The 19144-nt window shown below is 59.3% G+C and carries 16 protein-coding genes; 15 read left to right on the forward strand and 1 reads right to left on the reverse strand.

Annotated features, from left to right (window positions below; all coding sequences use genetic code 11):
* The 15 genes from ADN00_RS14570 to ADN00_RS14640 all read left to right on the forward strand — a co-directional run bounded on the left by ADN00_RS14570 (position 1) and on the right by ADN00_RS14640 (position 15741).
* Positions 1–960, forward strand: coding sequence for a lysylphosphatidylglycerol synthase transmembrane domain-containing protein (locus ADN00_RS14570; RefSeq protein WP_075063729.1), 960 nt, complete (start codon positions 1–3; stop codon positions 958–960).
* A 10-nt stretch (positions 961–970) separates the two neighbouring features.
* On the forward strand, positions 971–1735 hold the full coding sequence (locus tag ADN00_RS14575; protein ID WP_075063730.1) for a 4'-phosphopantetheinyl transferase family protein: 765 nt from the start codon (positions 971–973) through the stop codon (positions 1733–1735).
* 156 nt (positions 1736–1891) lie between these two features.
* A complete protein-coding gene (locus ADN00_RS14580; protein ID WP_075063731.1) occupies positions 1892–4102 on the forward strand; it encodes a methyl-accepting chemotaxis protein in 2211 nt (736 codons plus the stop codon).
* A gap of 333 nt (positions 4103–4435) precedes the next feature.
* Positions 4436–4903: a TrmO family methyltransferase domain-containing protein gene (locus tag ADN00_RS14585; RefSeq protein WP_075063732.1), complete on the forward strand. Its 468-nt coding sequence runs from the start codon at positions 4436–4438 to the stop codon at positions 4901–4903.
* Between the two features lie 76 nt (positions 4904–4979).
* Entirely contained in the window at positions 4980–5498 is a 519-nt protein-coding gene (locus tag ADN00_RS14590) for a GyrI-like domain-containing protein (protein ID WP_075063733.1), read from the forward strand.
* A 2-nt stretch (positions 5499–5500) separates the two neighbouring features.
* Positions 5501–6328, forward strand: coding sequence for a helix-turn-helix transcriptional regulator (locus tag ADN00_RS14595; protein ID WP_075063734.1), 828 nt, complete (start codon positions 5501–5503; stop codon positions 6326–6328).
* A gap of 116 nt (positions 6329–6444) precedes the next feature.
* Positions 6445–7287 (forward strand): CPBP family intramembrane glutamic endopeptidase, encoded by an 843-nt coding sequence (locus ADN00_RS14600; RefSeq protein WP_075063735.1) that lies wholly within the window; start codon positions 6445–6447, stop codon positions 7285–7287.
* A gap of 167 nt (positions 7288–7454) precedes the next feature.
* Positions 7455–8039 carry an RNA polymerase sigma factor gene (locus ADN00_RS14605; RefSeq protein ID WP_075063736.1) on the forward strand — a complete coding sequence of 195 codons (585 nt, stop codon included), beginning with the start codon at positions 7455–7457 and terminating at the stop codon, positions 8037–8039.
* Positions 8036–8929 carry a zf-HC2 domain-containing protein gene (locus ADN00_RS14610; protein ID WP_075063737.1) on the forward strand — a complete coding sequence of 298 codons (894 nt, stop codon included), beginning with the start codon at positions 8036–8038 and terminating at the stop codon, positions 8927–8929. The genes ADN00_RS14605 and ADN00_RS14610 overlap by 4 nt, the downstream gene beginning before the upstream one ends.
* 40 nt (positions 8930–8969) lie before the next feature.
* Complete coding sequence (locus ADN00_RS14615) at positions 8970–9752, forward strand: ABC transporter permease (RefSeq protein ID WP_075063738.1); 783 nt, start codon at positions 8970–8972, stop codon at positions 9750–9752.
* Positions 9753–9771: 19 nt separating this feature from the next.
* Positions 9772–10443, forward strand: a complete 672-nt coding sequence (locus ADN00_RS14620) for a hypothetical protein (protein WP_075063739.1) — start codon at positions 9772–9774, stop codon at positions 10441–10443.
* Positions 10444–10460: 17 nt separating this feature from the next.
* A complete protein-coding gene (locus ADN00_RS14625) occupies positions 10461–11360 on the forward strand; it encodes an ABC transporter ATP-binding protein (RefSeq protein ID WP_075063740.1) in 900 nt (299 codons plus the stop codon).
* A gap of 111 nt (positions 11361–11471) precedes the next feature.
* Positions 11472–12872 carry a S41 family peptidase gene (locus ADN00_RS14630; RefSeq protein WP_075063741.1) on the forward strand — a complete coding sequence of 467 codons (1401 nt, stop codon included), beginning with the start codon at positions 11472–11474 and terminating at the stop codon, positions 12870–12872.
* 136 nt (positions 12873–13008) lie between these two features.
* On the forward strand, positions 13009–14892 hold the full coding sequence (locus ADN00_RS14635) for a glycoside hydrolase family 5 protein (protein ID WP_075063742.1): 1884 nt from the start codon (positions 13009–13011) through the stop codon (positions 14890–14892).
* Between the two features lie 15 nt (positions 14893–14907).
* Positions 14908–15741 carry a hypothetical protein gene (locus tag ADN00_RS14640; protein WP_075063743.1) on the forward strand — a complete coding sequence of 278 codons (834 nt, stop codon included), beginning with the start codon at positions 14908–14910 and terminating at the stop codon, positions 15739–15741.
* On the opposite strand, the gene ADN00_RS14645 is transcribed toward ADN00_RS14640, so the two are convergent.
* On the reverse strand, positions 15738–19016 hold the full coding sequence (locus ADN00_RS14645; protein ID WP_075063744.1) for a sensor domain-containing protein: 3279 nt from the start codon (positions 19014–19016) through the stop codon (positions 15738–15740). The two genes, ADN00_RS14640 and ADN00_RS14645, sit on opposite strands and share 4 nt — an antisense overlap.
* Positions 19017–19144: the final 128 nt, after the last annotated feature.

A 19144-nucleotide genomic window follows, 5' to 3' on the forward strand; every position in this document is an offset into this window, starting at 1 on the left:
ATGGAAGAAAACCGACACCGTACTGGAAACCAATGGCTGCGCATCACCGGCACGCTGCTGTCTTTGGCGCTGCTGGCTTATTTATTGTGGCAGCAAGACTGGCAGGAATTGTGGCGACAGGTGCGCGGGGTAAGCCTGTGGGTTTGGTTGGGTTGTTTTGGCCTGTACTTCAGCGGGCAGGTCTTCAACGCTTTGCGCTGGTACATCCTGCTGCGCTCCAAGCAGGTGGAAATCACCTTTCTGGAATGTCTTAAATTGATTCTTTCCGGGGCGTTCGCGTCCAACTTTCTGCCGTCAACGGTGGGGGGAGACGTCTTGCGGGTGGTGGGCTCGCAGCCTTTCACCGGCAGCTACACGCTCAGCCTGGCTTCCGTGCTGCTCGACCGTGGGTTGAATGTGTTCGCCATGCTGGCCACCCTGCCGTTTTCCTTTTTTACCTTCACCGCCCCGAATGTCCACCTCGATTTGAAGCAGCAGCTTTCTTCCGCGCTCGCCCTGGGGCTGCCCGCCCTGCGCCAAAAGCTGGGGAAGGCGTTGAAGAAATTCAAAGACGCGCTGCTGTTGTGGTTTAACCAACCGCGCGTATTGGCGGCGGCGCTGATCATCTCGTGGCTTTCGGTGCTGGTCATTTTCGTGGGCAACATCATTCTGGCCCATCACCTGGGAATGCCGGTTAAGTTTTATCAGGTGGTTGGTGTGAATGCCATCACGTATCTCTTAACCCTGCTGCCAATCACTTTGAACGGCTACGGTGTGCGCGAGGTGCTGATCACCACCCTGTATGTGGCTCTGGGCGGAAGCCTGGAGCAGGCCGCCTCGCTGGCGGTGATTACCCGCTTTTTCATGCTGCTGGAAACCCTGCCCGGCTCGCTGTGGATAGGGAGCTACCTTTCCCTTATTCGCCTGTCAAAAGAGGATAAGGCCAGCGAGCCGCGTTTGGATGGGGAAAACGGGAACTGAAAATAAACGAATGTACGATTCGCCCCCCATTATCTATTGGACCCTGTATGAAGCCGGAGATTATCGCTCTGGTCTGGTTCCGATGACGCCAGCCTCCTTTTTGCACCCGCTGGAACTACAACGCATGGAAGAGGTTCGCCTGCGCCTGCGCCGCGACGCGTTTTTGATTGGGCGGTGGGCGGCCAAGGCTTTGCTGAAACGTACCCAGCCGGCCATGCAACATCTACCGCTCTGCCGTGTTTTTCTGGGTGGAGATGTGAACGGCCTTATGGATCTGACGACGGACCGCCAGACGGTGTCGGGCTGTTTGGCGATCAGCACCAGCGGCCGGCAGGCGTTTTGCGCGGTAACTTACCGGGATGACCTGCCACTGGGCGCGTCGCTGGAGCATATCCACCCGCGCGCCGACAGCTTTCTGGTGGATTATTTTACTCGCCTGGAAATTCAGGAACTGCGCGGCTACCCGGCCGCCGTCCAGAATGCCTGGATGGCGCTTGGCTGGAGTGTGAAAGCCGCCGTTCTCACCGCGTTGGGCACGGAACTGCGCGTAGAAGCGCGCGAGATTGTGGTGAGCATCCCTAACCTGCTGGCGGCCAAAAATCCCATGCAGGCCTGGCTGCCTGTTGAACTCATCTCTGCGCCGGGCGGAGGCGACGGCTGGAAAGTGATGTGGCAGCTGCGCGGCGAATATATATTTACGATTGCGGTCTGGATGGGAAAATCGGCTATCTTTCAGCCGGTGATTAAAGAAGTAACACTGCCCGAAGAAGCTTGAGCTGGCAAGAGCTGCGTTTGTCGATCTGAGTGAATCCCCCATTTTTATGACAATTTTATAGTAATTTGGTCAGAATCGGACTATTCTCGAAGCGGAGGCGAAAGCCTTGGCAATTTCTACATCTCAGTTTCATCCTGGCGGGGACAAGGGGACTCAATGGAAAAAGATTTGCTCTTTCTTTCAGGCGTTATTGTTCTTGTGTGTGGAGTGAGTTTTGGAGTTGCTCTAAAGATATTCCGAAAAGAAGTAGCCATACCGATCAGCCTATTACTTTTGGTTTGGTCGCTGCTGGCGATTGGCGGGGGTTATGCGATTGCCAAATTGGGCGTGAACGTGCTTAACGGGGTGGTTTTGGGGGCCATCCTGTTTTTGTTGTCTGGCGCGGCGTTGTATGCCATTCGTTCTTTCTTGCAGCCTTTGAAAGCGCTGACCGAGGCCTTGCAGCGCATGTCGACTGGCGACATTCAATTCGTCTCGGAGATGGAAGGCGGCCGTCTGGGGGAACTGCTGGAGAGTTTGCAGGGTGTGATGCGCTATTACCAGGAATACGCCCAAAAAATTGAAACGATTGCCACCGGTAATTTGACCGATGAGATTGTTCTGAAAGGCGATAAAGACGAGTTTGGCCGTTCTTTGGGTAAGATGACCGGCGGTTTGCGTACCATTGTCAGCCAGGTAACGGCCTCGGCAGATACCATGAGCCAGACCGCGCACCAGGTTTCCAACGCGGCGCAGCGCGCGCAGGGCGCGGTCAACCAGATTGGCGAAACCATCGAGATTGTCGCAGGCGGCACGCATCACCAGCTTGAGCAGGTAACCCAGACCACCGCGGCAGTAGAAACCCTGGACCAGACCGTTTCAGAAATTTCACGCGGCGCGGATGAGCAAACCCAGGCCATTCAGCAGGCCAACCAGTTCACCGAGCAAATGAAAACCGCTATCGACCAGGTGGCTGAGCGCGCGCACACCGGCGCGCAAGGCTCCGCCCAGGCGGCGCGCGCGGCGCAAACCGCCGCCTCGGTGATTCACCAGAGCCTGGACGGCATGGCACAAATCAACCAGTCGGCGATGAAGGTCAACCAGAGTGTGAGTCTGATGGGCAAGCACTCTGAGAAAATTGGCAGTATTGTGGAAGTGATCAACGAAATCTCGTCGCAGACCAATCTGCTGGCGCTGAACGCGGCCATCGAAGCGGCACGGGCAGGCGAGCACGGCAAGGGGTTTGCCGTAGTGGCGGATGAAGTGCGCAAACTGGCCGAAAAATCGGCATTGGCCACCAAGGAAATCTCCACATTGGTTAAGGACATTCAAAGTACAGTGGCGGATACGGAACAGGCGATTGAGGACGAAGCCCACCTGGTGGAAGAAGGTGTGCGCTTCAGCCATGAAGCCGAGCAGGCGTTGAACAATATTTTAGAGGTGGTGAGTTCCATCGAACTGCAGGTGGGAGAAATTGCCGCCGCATCCGATGAGATCAGCGCCACCTCCAATTCGCTGGTCGAAGTGATGGATTCGGTTTCGGTGGTGGCCGAGCAGAACCGCCAGGCCACACACCAGATCGCCAGGCAGTCGGGCGCGGTGCGCGGCACGGTGGAAGCGATTATGGAATTGAGCCGCGAGAACGACCGCGCGGTGAAGAATATGAAGACTGCCGCTGAGGAAATGCAAACCCAGGTAACGGCTGTTACCGACTCGATGCTGGCGCTTGACCAGGTATCGGTGGATTTACAGCAGCATGTGTTGAAGTTCACCACCCAGAAGATCTCCGGCAAGGTGTCGCGCGGCTCGGCTTTGCTTGGGCGGCTGGATTTTGTGCGTGAAGTCCACGGCAAAGACGCGCTGGAGAAGGTGCTGTGGAGCATGAGCGCTGACGATCAGCGCGTGCTGCGCAAGAAGATCGATCCGCAGTCCGAATATCCCTCGGAGCTGCTGGGGTCGCTGACGCAGGCGATCAAGAACGTGCTGGCGGGCGGCAAGGACGATATTCTGCGCGAGATGACGGCCTACCGCGCCAAATTTGATATTCTACCCGGCGGGGCGCTGGAGCAGCACTTCAAAGCTGGCGATCCCGGTTTCACCATTCGCCGCATGGATTTGTGCCTGCGCCACAATTGGGGTGATGGGGTGGTGGTGATCAATGAGGAGCTGGGTGAGAATCACATTTTGCAGAAGGTGGATATGGGCAGGAAGCAGCCCAGAGAGCGCTGCACCTTTAACCATGTGGGTTGGATGGAAGGCGTGATCCGCGAGGCAGGTGGTATTCCGCACATTCGCAAGACGCGCTGCATGTACGATGGCCACCCCTACTGTGAATATGATATTCGTTGGGAAATGAACAAGAACGGCCACGAGAGCTTGAAAAAATAGCCCTGGCCCTTGTTTCCATTGATTTCATCCCCCATGTCCAACCCCGGATATTGGGGGATGGATGATTTAACCCGAAAAGCAGGCACCCAAAAAGCGGGTGAGGCGTCCCCATCCCCGCGCCTGCGGCGCGACCCTTTCCCGACACGTCAGGGAAGGGTTGAAGCCCCGGAGGGGTGGTGTTTCGCAATTTCGATCAGGGTCTGTGAAAAAATGCTCCTATCGCCGGGGAAGGGCCGCAATGCGGGTCAGGCGATAAGCCGGAATCTGGCCTATACTGAGACTGCGCGAACCAACAGGGCCCTGACTGATCCGATATGGTAAGGAGAAATGAAAATGGAAACCTTTGAATTGAAGTCCATTGGCCGCATCCGACGCGAGGGTGAGGATGTAGCGGTGTTGATTGACGAAGCCTACCGCCCGGCGCTGCGCGACCTGGGGCACTTCAGCCATGTGATGGTTTTTTTCTGGCCCAACCGCTTTGACGAGCCGCAAATGCGCGAGGTGCTGGTGGTTGATCTGCCCTATGCGGAGGGACACCAATCGGGTGTCTTTGCCACCCGCTCGCCCATGCGCCCCAACCCGGTGCTGATGACCACCTGCAAGATTCTGGGCGTGGATGAAGAGCAAGGCGTGGTGCGCCTGGCGGATATGGACGCCTTCGACGGCACGCCGGTGCTGGATTTGAAAGCGTACTTCCCGGTTTGTGACCGGGTGAAACAGGCGCACATTCCGGAGTGGCTGCAGGGCTGGCCGGAATGGATGCCCGAAGAAGGCATTGGCCTGGAAGAGTACGAGCGTTGAGCGCGCGCTTCTGGTAGAATCGATTCAGCCCGCCCCAAAGGCTTGCGGGGCGGGCTGACCCCCTGGGAGGATAAATATGCTGAAACCAACGCGCCTGATCGAACGCCCGGAGATGTGGCTGGCCGGGTTTGCTTTCTACGGAGACCCGTTCCAACTGCGCGGTGGGTGGGATGAAGAAAACGAAATTGGCCGCCTGTGGCAGCGATTTGGTCGCTTCTGCGCCGAGCAGCCCGGCAGCCTGCCGTCTGCGCTGGAGCCTGGCACGGGCTACGAGGTGCATATTCAGCACCTCGAAACCGGCGAGCGCGGCGAGTATGAGGTCTTTGTTGGTTTTCAAGTAGAGCCAGAGGCTGGCATTCCCATTCAATTTTCTCTCAAGCGCCTGCCGCCCGCCCAATACGCGGTGTTCACGTTGCGCGGCGCGGAAATTTCCGCCGATTGGGACGCGCAGATTAGTGCCTGGCTGGCGGAGGCCGGTTGGGTGAGTGATTTTGGCTTTAACCTGCAATGTTATGACGCGCGCTTTAAGGGCATGCAAGACCTGGCAGACTCGGAAGTGGACGTTTGGGTGCCGGTGCGCCGGTCGGGGGAATAGGCATGCAGCCGCTCGATTGTGTGCTGCGCGCTATTGATCTGTTGGAAGAGCGCCTGCGTGCGCCTGTTCAGGTGATGGAGGCGGCCCAGGCAGCGGGCTACTCGCTGTTCCACTTTTGCCGGGTGTTTAACCAGGTAACCGCCCTGACCCCCTTTGAGTACCTGATGCGCCGCCGCCTGTCTGAAGCTGCCAGCGTGTTGAGCAGTTCGGACGCGCGCGTGCTGGATGTGGCGCTGGATTTTCAATTCGGCAGCGCGGAGGCCTTCGCGCGCGCCTTCAAGCGCGTTTTTGCCCGGCAGCCGCACCTGGCACGCCAGCATGGGGTCGACCCGCGCCGCTGCCTGCCGCGCCTGACCTTCGATTATCTTGATTTTCTGGCGCGCGCCCGCCCCGACCCGCGCCCCGCGCTGTTGGGCGACCTTGATCTTTCCGGGCTGATGACGATTGGTACCGGCTGGGGGCTGCCCGACGCTTCGTTGATCAATGCCCTGCAAGCAGAAGCCGCCCTGCCGCCTGGCTCGCCGCTGTGGGCGGTGATTCGCGCTTCGGCTGGTGATCCTTTTGCGCCCCCGCTGACCTTTTTAGGCTTCCCGCGCGCAGATTGGGCCGCCCAGTCGGGCGCGTTGGTGGGTAAAGACCTGCCTGCCGCCAGCGCGCTGTGCTTAACCTGGCCGGCAGAGCCGCGTGATCAGGCGCACCTGCTGGCCTATCTGCACCACACCTGGGCGGCGCATGCCCTGGCGGGTGAAGGCCCGCGCGAGCTGCGTTTATGCGGATCGCTGGACGGGCGCGGACAACTCCATTTCCATACCCTTTATTTCATCCAATAGTCCTTAAGTATACCGGCCGGCCGCGTGAAAATTCTTCCTTGGAAGGATGCGCGTTGGGTTATTCATCCGTAAAATTAGATCATCGTAACAGATCTGACAAAAGGAAATGGAAAGCCATGTCTCTCAAAAATTTCATCCGCAATCATGCTGTTCTTTCTTACGGAGTTCTGACCATCGGCGTCTCCTGGCTGATCTGGAGCCGCATCCTCACCATTCTTCAGCCGGGCGAGCTGCTCAGCGCGCCCACCCCGGCAGCCATGCTGTATGTGGTGCTGGGCGGGCTGGTGCCTTCGATCATGGGGGTGGCCCTGACTGCCTACCTGGACGGGCGCGCCGGTCTGCGCGCGCTGTGGGCGCGGGTGACCACCTGGAAGGTGAGTCCCTGGCTGTACCTGGCGGCCTGCCTGCCGACGGGAATCACCATCGCCAGCTTTTTCTTGCAAGAAGCGTTGGGAATTGGCAGCGCGCTGCCCGGTGTTGCGGGCAAAATCTTGCCGGGATTGGGGATTGGACTTTTCGCGGCGCTGGGAGAAGAGTTTGGTTGGCGCGGGTTTGCCCTGCCGCGTTTGAGCCAGCGCTACCGCCCGCTGACCGCCGGTCTGCTGGTGGGGCTGCTGTGGGGTGTGTGGCATGTCTACCCCGATTACATTGGCCTGGGCAACCTGGGCTGGCAGAGCGCGCCCTTGATCTTCATTTATGGGCCGTTGGGGCTGACTGTTTTCGCGGTGCTGATGGCCTGGCTGCACGATCAGGGCCGGAACAGCATGCTGCTGATGCTGCTTTTCCACCTCAACATCTCCAGCAGCGCGTTCTACCTGGGAGACCGCCTGACGACTGCCTACGGCGAGAAGCTGCTCTCCACGTTGGTATCTCCGTTGTTCGGGCTGGCGATCATCGCGGTGATTGTGATGCTGCAATCAGGGCGTAAGAAGGCTGGCGCGCAATTGGCGGAAGCATAATCGCAGTGCAGAAAAACAAACCAAAATCGGACTATAGAGTCCGGTTTTGTATTTAATGGGCAAATTTTTGAACCTTTTTTGGGCATGGCGAGACATATTAAGTGAACGGCCGCGGCAAGCCTGCCGCAATCAGATATACTAGAGAAGAATCGCAGTCAACAAACCACATGGAATGGATTTTGGAACGCAGCACTTCTGAACCAATCAAAGACACCCAGCTCCTTCGCCGCGTTGCCGCGGGCGAAGAGGCCGCGCTGCGCGCTTTGTTTGAAATCTACGGGCAGCGCATGTATGCCTACGCCTTGCGCTGGATGGGTGACCCGGCTGCCGCTGAAGATGTGGTGCAAGAGAGCCTGGTGGCCATCTGGCAGAGCGCCGGCCGCTACCGCGGAGACGGCTGCCCGGCCGCCTGGCTGATGGGGATTGTGCATTTCAAAGCGCTCAACGCCCTGCGCCGTAAAGAGACGCTGTCGCTGGACGCGACTGAAAGCGAACCGCCCGCGCCCGGCAGCCTGCCTGAAGAAAAGGCCGCCGCCCGCGCGGACCGCGAGTCCGTGCGCCAGGCGCTTAACCAGCTTTCGGCCGAGCACCGAGCGGTGCTGGAACTGGTGTTTTATGGGGGCATGTCTTTACAGGAAATTGCTGAAGTGATGAATTGTCCGCTGGGGACGGTGAAAAGCCGGTTGGCTTACGCCCGCGCAGCTTTGCGCGGATACCTGGACCGCCAGGGATTGCGGGAGGAGATGAAATGAACGCGCACGAAAAATTCCGGGAAAACCTGCCATTCTATGTGACGGGCGCGCTGGACGCGAATGAACGGCGCGCGTTGGAAGATCACCTGCAAACCTGCGCGGAGTGCCAGGTAGATTTGGCCTTGTGGCGCAACACCGCCCAGGAAGTGACGGAGCAGTCCGCCAGCCTGCGGGTCTCTGATCGGGTGATTGAGTCTGCATTGGGGCAGATCCGCGCTGAGCAAAGGCAGCCGGGCGCGCTGCGCCGCGCGGTGGATTTGTTGCTCAGCCAAATACCGCTGGTGCGGCACGAGATCTGGCCGGCCTCGGCGCTGATCTTCTTGATCGGCTACAGCGCGGCGGTGTTGGTGAAAATGGAGTTTCTTATCCAGCTCATCGCGCCAATGGTGGCCGCCTGGGGCATCGCCTCTCTATATGGACCGGAGAACGACCAGGCGTTTGAATTGGCGGCGGCCACCCCCACCCACCAGGCGCAGATTCTGCTGGCGCGCCTGGCGGCGGTGTTTGGGTATAACCTGGCGCTGGCTGTGACGGTGAGCCTGGCGGCGACGCCCTTCATCCCCACGCTCAGCCTGAGCGGCCTGATTCTGAGCTGGCTGGCGCCGATGACCTTTCTGGCGGCGCTGGCTTTGCTGCTCTCCTTGTGGATGTCCACCGGCAGCGCGGTGGTGATTCCGTACCTGCTCTGGCTGGGAAAATTCATTCTGGGAAACATGCTGGTTGGAGAAAGCTCCGGGCCGGTCTTTGTTGGCTCAGCGGCAGAGGGGATAACGCTGTTTATCCGCTTTTGGGAAAATCCACTGCTGCTCTTTGGCCTGGCAGCGGTGCTGCTGGCGGGCGCGCTGCTGAGCCTGCGCTGGCCTGATCGCCGCCTTCCGCGGTTGGTTTGACGCGGCCGTTCAAACCGTACGTCCAACTGTGGAGGCAAACGTGAAAGAATTTTTTGGTGTATTGAAATACGAATTTGGAATGGCAACCCGCCGCTGGGGGGTGATGGCGATTTTTGGGGCCCTGGGTTTGTTTTACCTGTGGGCTTTTATGCAGCCAATGCCCGATGACCCGGTTTGGAGCGAGATGACGAACCCCGAGTTGTGGAAGCTGGCCGGGCAAATGGCCTTTTCGATCAATGTGTTTGTGCCGGTGGTGGCGGGCATCGCCATTGCCGACCGCATGGCGCGCGATGTGCGCCTGGGCTTTGAAGAACTGCTGCGCAGCACGCAGCTAAGGCGCTGGCCGTATGTGCTGGGTAAGTATGCCGGCGCGCTGCTTTCGGTGGCTCTCCCCGCGCTGCTGATCAACACACTGATCAGCCTAGGCTGTGTGATCCGGGGTTGCAGCCCTGTGATGCTGGTCTATTCCCTGCCGGCGTTTGTGCTGGTTACCCTGCCGGGACTGGCCTTTCTCAGCGCTTTTTCGCTGGCCTGCCCGATGGTGATGCCGGTGCGCGTCTACCAGGTGCTCTTCACCGGCTACTGGTATTGGGGCAACTTTCTCAGCCCCAAGGTGATGCCCACCCTTACCGAGACGCTGCTCAACGCGGCTGGCGGCTACGCCCTGGAGGGCTTTTTCTCCAGCGGTTATATCTTTTTGCACGAACATCTCGCCCACACTGCTCAAGAAGCCGTGCTGAATATTGCCATCTTGCTGCTGTGCGGCGCGGCTGCTCTGATCACGCTGGAGCGCTACCTGGCCTGGAAAGCGCGCCGGGTGTAAGGAAGGAAGCAGGACAGGCATGAAATCTGGAAATTCAACCTTAATGTATCGCTTGAAAACACTGCGCCCTGACCAGGTCATCTTCCCGGCCAGCATGTGGGGCCTCTTCGCGGTGATCGTTGTGATCCTCTACGGCATGGACAGCGCCTATCAGGCGGCGCGCGCCTTTGTGGGGATTGTGCTGCCGATGATCGCGGGCATTTTATCCGCTTACGCTGTGCTGGAAGACCCGGCTTTGGAACTGCAGTTTTCCATGCCGCGCCCGGCCTGGCGCATGCTGGCCGAACGCCTGGGGCTGATCTTCGCCGTCACGGCGGTCTGCGCGCTCACCTACCAGGTCTATCTGGCGTTGATCGGCCTGAGCCTGGCTCCGCTGGGCGGCGCGGCAGGGCGGCAGCTGGCCTGGCTGGCCCCCACCCTGAATCTGATGGGGCTGGGCTGCCTGGCAGGACTGGCGGCGGCCAAACCCGTGCCCGGCGCCATGGCGGTGGGGCTGGTGTGGTTTTCTCAGCTCATCGCCTACGGCTGGTTTTTGCACCATCCGGTCGCGCGCTATGTATATTTGTATATGGGCATTACCCACCCCGAACTGCCAGAGCTGCGCGCCAGCCAGCTGGTGATATCGCTGCTGGGAATGATTTTTCTGACCGGCGCCTGGGCGCTGGTTCGCCAACAAGAACGCTATCTGTAAATGATGGGAAGTGAACAATGATTGAAATCAGCAACTTAAGCAAAACGTATGGCAGCGGCGCGCAAGCCGTGAAGGCCTTGAGCGGCGTCCATTTGACGATCGAAGAGGGTATGTTTGGCCTGTTGGGGCCGAACGGCGCGGGCAAAACCACCCTGATGCGCATTCTGGCAGGCATTGCCCAGCCCAGCGCGGGTAAAGTCGTTATCGCCGGGTATAACCTGGCTGACGAAAAAGCGCGCACCGATTACAAGGCCATGCTGGGCTACCTGCCGCAAGAGCTGGGCATGTACCCCGATTTAACCGCGCGCCAGTTTGTGGATTACATGGCTATTCTGAAAGGGATGCACATCCCCGCGCAGCGCCAGCACCGCGTGGATGAGGTGCTGGACATGGTCGGTTTGAGTGAAGCGGCCGGCCGCAAGATTAAGAGTTTTTCGGGCGGCATGAAGCGCCGCGTGGGCATCGCCCAGGCGCTGGTCAATGATCCGCGCGTGCTGATCGTGGACGAACCCACCGCCGGACTGGACCCGGAAGAGCGCATCCGCTTTCGCAATCTGCTGGTCGACCTGGCCGCCAACCGCGTGGTGCTGCTTTCCACGCATATTGTGGAAGACATTGGTCAGACCTGCCAGAAGATGGCGGTGCTTTCCAGGGGGCGCATTCTGTACACCGGCAGCCCGCGCGAACTGACCGGCATGGCCGAGGGGCGGGTGTGGACGGTAACCACCCAATCCACGACCAAGCCCAACAACGGGCTGACGGTGGTCTCGATGCTGCACCTGGCGGAAGGGGTGCAGTACCGCCTGGTGGGCGCCAGCGCCGCCGAATATGAGGGCGCGGTGACGGCGAAGCCCGGTCTGGAAGACGGCTATGTGTGGCTGATGAAATCCGCGGGGTACGAGGCCGCCATTCAGTAAAACGCGGAGAGCGGCTTGGTGATCTTTCGCCCCATTCTCTGGAGTGGGGCGAAAATATGGCCGCTGCGCGTGAAACGATTTTGATGGTTAACCGTATTAAGAAGTATGAAAATGAACAATCAAAACCCAAAGAAACGAAGTCTATTGCCAGTATTGCTGGCAGTTCTGGCGGGGATGCTGGCGCTGGTATGGGGGGTGGGTTATGTTTCCACCCGCTATACCACCTGGCTGCCCGCGCCGTATCGCAAAGCAGCGCAGGTTGCGCCCACCAAAGGCAGCCGTGAGAAAAAATGGATCGCGGATATTGACTATTACGCCACTCAACTCCCGCGCCTGCATATCAACGCTTTTCACAGTCTGAGCGCGGAGCAGTTCGCGCAGGAGATTGAATCGCTGAAGGCCAGCGTGCCCCAGTTGAGTGATAACCAGATCGGCCTGGAACTGGTGCGCCTGACCGCCGCGATTGGCGACGCGCACACACGCGCCGTACCGGCGCAGTGGCGTCAGGCCAGCTTGCTGCCGCTGCGGCTGTATTGGTTTGATGACGGACTGGTGGTCACCGGGGTGATGCCCCAATCGCAGGAGGCGCTGGGCGCGCGCCTGGTGAGCGTGGAAGACACGCCGCTGGACGAGGTGGTGGAGCGCTTGGAGCCGTACATCTCAAGCGAGAATGAAATGAGTCTGCGCTCCAACATCGCCAATTTGCTGCTGACCGCAGATGTGCTTGAGGCACTGGGACTGGCGGAGAGCGCGCAGCAGGTGCGGCTGGGCTTTGAGCGCGCCGATGGCACGCCCTTTGAGTTGAGCCTGGCCGCGGTGAGCGCGGAGGAATATCGCGAGGGGATTGACAACGGCATGTCTGGCCAGGAAAAGCCGCTCTACTTAAGCAAGACTGACCAGGTCTACTGGTTTGAATTTCTGCCGGATACGAATACGCTCTTCTTCCAATACAATTCTTGCGTCGATTCGCCGGAGCGCCCGATGCAAACCTTTGCCAATGAGCTGTTTGCGGCGCTGGACGCCAACCCGGTGGAGCGTTTGGTGATCGATTTGCGCTTCAACGGCGGCGGCAATTCGGCGGTGCTCGACCCGTTGATTGAGCGCCTCAGCCAGCACCCCATCAGTCAGGAGGGACGCATGTTTGTGCTCATCAGCCGCAATACCTTCTCTTCGGCCATTCTCAACGCCCTGGACCTGCAGTCGATGGCCGGCGCGACCCTGGTGGGTGAGCCAACTGCCGACCGCCCCGATCATTTTGGCGAGGTGCGTTCGTTCACGCTGCCCAATTCGGGTTTGCTGGTAACCTACTCGACCAAGTTCTTCTCCATTGCCCGCGGTGAGGCCAATGACCAGGGCGATAACATGGCGCGTATGGGTATCTGGTTGGCGGATAATCCCCCTGATGATTCAGGTATCCGCTCGCTGCAGCCGGACGTGGCCGTGCCCTTCACCAGCCAGGATTACTTTGGACTGCGAGACCCGCTGTTGGAGGCAGTGATTCAGCTTCCGTAAATTTTTCGGTTGGATAATCCATAATTCCCCGGCCCTTCTTTGGGCCGGGTTTTGATTTCCGCTTTTGCCCTGTGAAGGAACCTCTTGTAGAATTAAACATGGAATTTTATCCGGGGGTAGCTAAAGGAGTGTTGTGATGATTCGCTTGCAAGACACGCGTTTTGTAGATGAGCTGGGCCGCACTCTGCTGTTGCGCGGAGTGAATTTGGGTGGCAGCAGCAAAGTGCCGTTCTCCCCCGATGGGGCGACTTGGAGAAAGAAAGGCTTTTACCAGCACCGCGAGGTGTCTTTTGTGGGGCGGCCGTTCCCGCTGGAGGAGGCCGATGAGCATTTCACCCGCCTTAAGGCTTGGGGACTGGACTTTTTGCGCTTTCTGGTAACCTGGGAGGCGGTGGAGCACGCTGGGCCGGGGCAGTATGATGAGGCTTACCTCGATTATGTGCGCGCGGTGGTGGAGAAGGCCGCGGACTATGAGATTAATCTCTTCATAGACCCCCACCAGGACGTGTGGAGCCGCTTCACCGGCGGCGACGGCGCGCCGGGCTGGACGCTGGAAGCGGTGGGGCTGGAGATGGCGCGCTTAACGGCCTGCGGGGCGGCCATCACTCATCAGGAGCACGGCGATCCCCTGCCGCGCATGATCTGGCCGACCAACTACGGCAAGCTGGCCAACCTGACGATGTGGACGCTGTTTTTTGGCGGCAATGATTTTGCCCCCAACCTGAAGATCGAAGGGCAGAGCGCGCAAGACTATCTGCAGGGGCATTACATTGAGGCCATGCGCCAGGTGGCCGCGCGCCTGAAAGGGCTGCCCAATGTGGCCGGCTTTGACACGCTCAACGAGCCGTCCGCGGGGCTGATCGGCTGCCGCGATCTGAACCAGCGCATGGGGCTGGGTTTTTTGCAGGGTGAGGCGCCCTCGGCGTTTGAGGCGATGCGGGCCGGGGCGGGGCTGCCCACCGAGGTGGAATTGTGGCAGCTGGCCGCCAGCGGTCCAAAACGGGCCGGGAAAACGCTGATCAACCCCGATGGCGTCTCGGCCTGGCGTGAGGGCATGGAACCGCTGTGGAAAGCGCACGGTGTGTGGGGTGTGAACGCAGAGGGCCAGCCCGAAATCTTGAAGCCGGATTATTTCGCGCGGGTGGGCGAGCGCGAGGTGGATTTCTACCGCGATTACTTCCGCCCCTTTGCCAACCGCTACGCCGCCGCCATCCGTGCCGAGCTGCCGGACGCGATTCTGTTTGTGGAAGGCGTGCCGTTGGAGGCGCACATGGCCTGGACGCCCGCCGACGCGGCCCAGGTGGTGCATGCCATTCACTGGTACGATAATTACACGCTCTTTACCAAGAGTTTCAGCCGCCTGCACAGCTATGATATTCAAAGCGGGCGGATTGTGGTGGGGATGCAGAAAACACAGGCCATGCGCAACCGCCAGGTGGCGGCCAGCATTCACGCCGCCGAAGAGAACATGGGCGGCGTGCCGACTCTGATCGGCGAGGTGGGCATTCCCTTTGATATGAACGGCAAGCGCGCCTATAGCACCGGCAAGTTCGCGGTGCAGACGCGCGCCATGGACGCCACCATGCGCGCCCTGGAGGCCAACCTGGCCAGCTTTACCCTGTGGAATTACACGGCAGATAATACCAACGAGCGCGGCGACCAGTGGAACGATGAAGACCTGTCGATCTTCTCGCGCGACCAGATAACCGGCAGCGGCAGCATCCACGACGGCGGACGGGCGCTGCGCGCCGTGGTGCGGCCTTACGCGCGCAAGGTGCCGGGCAAGCCGCTGCAAATGGCGTTTGACTGGCTCAGCCGCCACTTTGAGTTTGAATTTGCCCCCGACCCGGCCGTGGACGCGCCCCTGGAAGTGTTTGTGCCTGAACTGCAGTACCCCACCGGCGGCGAGGTGATCACCTCCGCCGGGCGGCACGAGCTGGACCTGGAGGCGCATCTGCTGCGCTTCTGGCCGCAGGCGGGCGGCGAGACGGCGTTTGTGCGTATTGTGCCACACGAATGAATACCGTGAGAGACGATGAACATGCCGGGTGAAGATTGGAAGCAAACTGACGCGGGCGGATTAAGCGTCTACTTTCACGCGGAAGACGCGCTCGACGCGCAGGTGATCGCGCAGGCCTGCCGGGACAGCCTGCCGCTGCTGCAAGAGGAGTGGGGGCTGGCTCTGGCGCGGGGCTGCCGGGTATATGTGATGACCGACTGGCGCGAGTTCATTTTTAACTCGGCGCCGCCCCTGCGGCGGTTGATCTACGCGCTGGGCTATCCGCTGTGGGCGCGGCGCATGCGCGCCATGTGGACGTATGTTGGCGGCTGGACGGTTCCTTACCCCGGCAGGCCTGTGGTGGGGGTGAAACCTGCCCGTCTGGTGGCAGCATCGGATCGCACGATAGGCCAGAGCATCTTTGTTGAGCAGCCCGACTCGCAATTGAAAATTCGCAGCCTGGCGGCGCATGAGCTGGCTCACGCCGCCGCGGCTCACCTGAGGCTGCCGGCCTGGTTGAATGAGGGCCTGGCCATGCGCACCGCAGACCTGGCGCTGGGGCGCGATACGGTGCGCACAGACACCCTGCAACTGTTGAAAAAGCCGCGCCGCGGACCGCGCGCCTGGCTGTTGATGAACACCAATCTTTATTTTCGTGGGACGGATGATATTATCTACCGTTACGCGCGCGGTTATTGGCTGACGCGTTACCTGCAGGCGGTGAACTCACCCGCGTTGAAGGCCGCCCTGCGCCGGCGGCTGCCCCGACGCATTCTATATGCCCGCCTGGCAGAGGCGGTTGGGTTAACAGCGGGAATGTTTTGGAAGCGGATTGACCGGCTGGTCTATGATCACTTCAGCGGCAGCTAAGCGGCTGGTTTTATCCAGGGGGCAACCACCCTCGGAAATTCTCTGGCGGGCACAGCCCGGCTGAAGTAGAAGCCCTGCGCCTGATGGCAGCCTTCATTCAGCAGATATTCCATCTGCGTCTGGGTTTCCACTCCTTCGGCGATCACCTTCAACTGCATGGCTTTGCTCATGGCGATGATGGCACTGGCAATCGCGGCGTCATTGTTATCTTCGGGCAGGTGGTGGATGAAGGAGCCGTCAATTTTGATTTTGTGGATCGGCAGGCGTTTGAGGTTGAACAGGGATGAGTAGCCGGTGCCGAAATCATCAATAGCCACGCTGATGCCCAGGTCGCGCAGCGACTGCAGGGCGCGAATGCTCTTCTCCGCTTGTTTCATCACCGAGGTTTCTGTAACCTCCAGTTCCAGATAGTGCGGATTAAGACCGGTTTTGCGCAGAACCGACTCGACTGTGCTGGTGAAGTCGTTGCGCTGGATTTGCTGGCCGGAGATGTTGACGGCAATGCGCTCAAAGGGAAGGCCGTCTTGCAGCCATTTGACCGCCTGGCTGCAGGCTTCGTACAGCACCCACTCTCCAATGGCGTGAATAATGCCAATTTCTTCGGCCAGGGGAATAAACCGCGCCGGGAAGACCAGCCCCTGGGTGGGGTGATTCCAGCGCACCAGGGCTTCGGCTCCGACCAGGCGACGGTTGCACAGGTCAATCATGGGCTGGTAATGCAGCTCCAGCTCCTCGTGAATGAGCGCGCGGCGCAGCTGCGTCTCCAGCACCACATGCTCAAAGGCCTCGGCGGTCAGCTCGGAGGTGTAGAACTGGTAATTGTTCCGGCCGGTTTCTTTGGCGCGGTACATGGCCGCGTCGGCGTTTTTAACCAGCTCGGTTACGCTTTTGCCATCCGCGGGGTAGACGCTGATGCCGATGCTGCCGGTAACAAAAATCTCACGCTCGTTGATGATGAAGGGATGGGAGAGGGCCTGGGTGATTTTATTGGCCACCTGGGCGGCGTCTTCGTATTCGCGCAGATCTTCCAGCAAGATCACAAATTCATCACCGCCCAGGCGGGCAACCGTGTCGGCTTCGCGCAGCTGGTGAGAGATCTGGCGGGCCACTTCGATCAACAAAAGGTCGCCAAAGTGGTGCCCAAAGCTGTCGTTGACGTTCTTGAAGCGGTCCAGGTCTAAAAAGAGCACGGCGAGCTGGCCATTCTCGCGCACGCAGCGCTGAATGGCGTGCTCAAGGCGCGAGTTGAACAGCAGGCGGTTGGGCAGGTCGGTGAGCGGGTCGTGGTGCGCCAGGTGTTCCAGCTCGGCCTCAGACTTTTTGATGGCGCTGACATCCGAGAACACGCCGACGTAATACTGCGGCTTGGAACTGGCGCCCTGCACGGTGGAGATGGTCAGCCACTGCGGGTAAAGCTCGCCATTCTTGCGGCGATTCCAAACCTCGCCGCGCCAGCTGCCCGTTTTGTGCACCGTATCCCACATTTCCTTGTAAAACTCTGGCGTATGGCGGCCGGAATGCAGGATGGCAGGTGTTTTGCCGAGCACCTCTTCCTGGCGGTAGCCAGTGATGCGGGTGAAGGCTTCGTTGGTTGAAACAATGCGCGAGCTGGTATCGGTGATGATCACGCCTTCCAGTGTGCTCTCAAAGACGGCGGCGGCCTGCTGCATTTTTTCTTGAGCCAGTTTGCTCTCGGTGATATCGCGGCCCACCCCCACAATCGAGACCACCCGCCCGTTTTCATCCAGCACGGCTTTATCGGCCCAGGCAAGCCAGCGCCAGCCGTTTTTGGTCATGGCGCGCTGTTCGAGCTGGCAGCTGTAAGGCGGGGAGTACAGAGCGCGCATGGCCTCGGTGGTGGCGGCGCGGTCATCCTCGTGCACCAGGGGCAGGAAGGTTTTGCCAATTAATTCCCCCGGAGTTTTTCCAAAGGTTTCGCAGTAAGAGGGGCTGACAAACTGAAAGCGCCCTTCCGGGTCCACTTTGACCACCAGGTCGCTCTGGTTTTCCACCAGCAGGCGGTAGCGCTCTTCGCTTTCGCGCAGCGCGTTCTCGGCAATCTTCTGGTTGGTGATGTCGCGAATACTGGCAACCACTTCTGTGATGGCGCCGCTGTCATCACGGTAGGGATAATAGGTTACGTCAACAAAACGTTTACCAACGTTGGGGAAAGAAAACCACCACTGGTAGGAGACAATTTCTCCCTGTAAGGCGCGGTCAAAATGGGACTGGATGCCATCTGCAAATGCCCTCTCCCCAACAATATCTCTCAGGGGCTGGCCGAGCATTTCTACTTCGGTGCGGCCGTAGGCTTTTTGATAGGCCAGGTTGGCGGCTTTGATGGTGTAGTTTCGGTCGGCCATGTAGAGCATGTCAGAAGTGGCTGAGATGATCTCAACAAAATGGCGCAGAACCTCTTCGGTCTTTTTGCGCTCGGTGATATCGCGGGTAACGCCCAGAATGCCCTGGAATTCGCCCTCCTGATCGAACATGGGATTGACGATCACCTCCGTCCAGACGGTAGAGCCGTTCTTATGAGGCTGTTCTAATTCGGTTACCGGGTAATCTTTGCCGTGAATCTGGTTGGTGGCAATATCTTTGGCCATTTCGGCCAGGCCTCGCGAAACCACCTGAAAAGACGCGGGGGTCAGCGCTTCTTGCAGGCTTTGGCGCATCACTTCTTCGGGTGTGAAGCCGCGCAAGCGTTCCACCGAGGGGCTGACGTAGGTAAAACGGCCGTTCAAGTCCAGCGTCCAGATCACATCAGTGGAATTTTCGGCCAGCAGGCGGTAGCGTTTCTCATTGTCGCGCAGGGCGCGCTGGATGTGCTTTTGTAGAGTGATATCCACTGCGGTGAAGATGACTCCCTGCGAAAGATCGTTCAGGTCGAGGGGTGTGGAAGAAAGGAGAATGTCGCGCAGGCTGCCGTCTTTGCGCTGCCAGCGGGTTTCTACCGTGCCGCTGCCGCTCTCGCGGATCTGGCGGTATTTTTCGCTTCCCACGAAATCAAAATCTTCCTGGGTGGCGTAAAGGATGCGAGCGTTCTGGTGGACAAGTTCATCATAGCTATAGCCGGTGATCTCGCAGACCTGCTGATTAAGATCAATCAGCACGCGGTTGATCACCAACCCAATGCCAATGGGCGAGGCGCGAAAGACGCTGTCGATGATTTTTTCAAGGCGGATGGCGCGCGGGGCGTGTTTTGTGGATGTTTCTGGACTGATACTGTTATGGGTTTCGTGAAGGGGTGGCAGGCCTTGAATCTGATCTGGCATGTGTGGTGGACCCATAAAACTGGACACAAAAACAGGGATAGTTTAGGGGGTACCCACCACTGATTGTGATGACAGCCAAGCAGCTTCGAACTCGGCAGGTGTCAGGTAACCCAACGATGAATGGATAC

The organism is Ornatilinea apprima, from assembly GCF_001306115.1.
GTDB lineage: Bacteria > Chloroflexota > Anaerolineae > Anaerolineales > Anaerolineaceae > Ornatilinea > Ornatilinea apprima.

Excerpts from the sequence above, each read along its gene's own strand:
- ADN00_RS14570 (WP_075063729.1), top strand. The coding sequence starts at position 1 with ATGGAAGAAAACCGACACCGTACTGGAAACCAATGGCTGCGCATCACC.
- ADN00_RS14575 (WP_075063730.1), top strand. The coding sequence starts at position 971 with ATGTACGATTCGCCCCCCATTATCTATTGGACCCTGTATGAAGCCGGA.
- ADN00_RS14580 (WP_075063731.1), top strand. The coding sequence starts at position 1,892 with ATGGAAAAAGATTTGCTCTTTCTTTCAGGCGTTATTGTTCTTGTGTGT.
- ADN00_RS14585 (WP_075063732.1), top strand. The coding sequence starts at position 4,436 with ATGGAAACCTTTGAATTGAAGTCCATTGGCCGCATCCGACGCGAGGGT.
- ADN00_RS14590 (WP_075063733.1), top strand. The coding sequence starts at position 4,980 with ATGCTGAAACCAACGCGCCTGATCGAACGCCCGGAGATGTGGCTGGCC.
- ADN00_RS14595 (WP_075063734.1), top strand. The coding sequence starts at position 5,501 with ATGCAGCCGCTCGATTGTGTGCTGCGCGCTATTGATCTGTTGGAAGAG.
- ADN00_RS14600 (WP_075063735.1), top strand. The coding sequence starts at position 6,445 with ATGTCTCTCAAAAATTTCATCCGCAATCATGCTGTTCTTTCTTACGGA.
- ADN00_RS14605 (WP_075063736.1), top strand. The coding sequence starts at position 7,455 with ATGGAATGGATTTTGGAACGCAGCACTTCTGAACCAATCAAAGACACC.
- ADN00_RS14610 (WP_075063737.1), top strand. The coding sequence starts at position 8,036 with ATGAACGCGCACGAAAAATTCCGGGAAAACCTGCCATTCTATGTGACG.
- ADN00_RS14620 (WP_075063739.1), top strand. The coding sequence starts at position 9,772 with ATGAAATCTGGAAATTCAACCTTAATGTATCGCTTGAAAACACTGCGC.
- ADN00_RS14625 (WP_075063740.1), top strand. The coding sequence starts at position 10,461 with ATGATTGAAATCAGCAACTTAAGCAAAACGTATGGCAGCGGCGCGCAA.
- ADN00_RS14630 (WP_075063741.1), top strand. The coding sequence starts at position 11,472 with ATGAACAATCAAAACCCAAAGAAACGAAGTCTATTGCCAGTATTGCTG.
- ADN00_RS14635 (WP_075063742.1), top strand. The coding sequence starts at position 13,009 with ATGATTCGCTTGCAAGACACGCGTTTTGTAGATGAGCTGGGCCGCACT.
- ADN00_RS14640 (WP_075063743.1), top strand. The coding sequence starts at position 14,908 with ATGAACATGCCGGGTGAAGATTGGAAGCAAACTGACGCGGGCGGATTA.
- ADN00_RS14645 (WP_075063744.1), bottom strand. The coding sequence starts at position 19,016 with ATGCCAGATCAGATTCAAGGCCTGCCACCCCTTCACGAAACCCATAAC.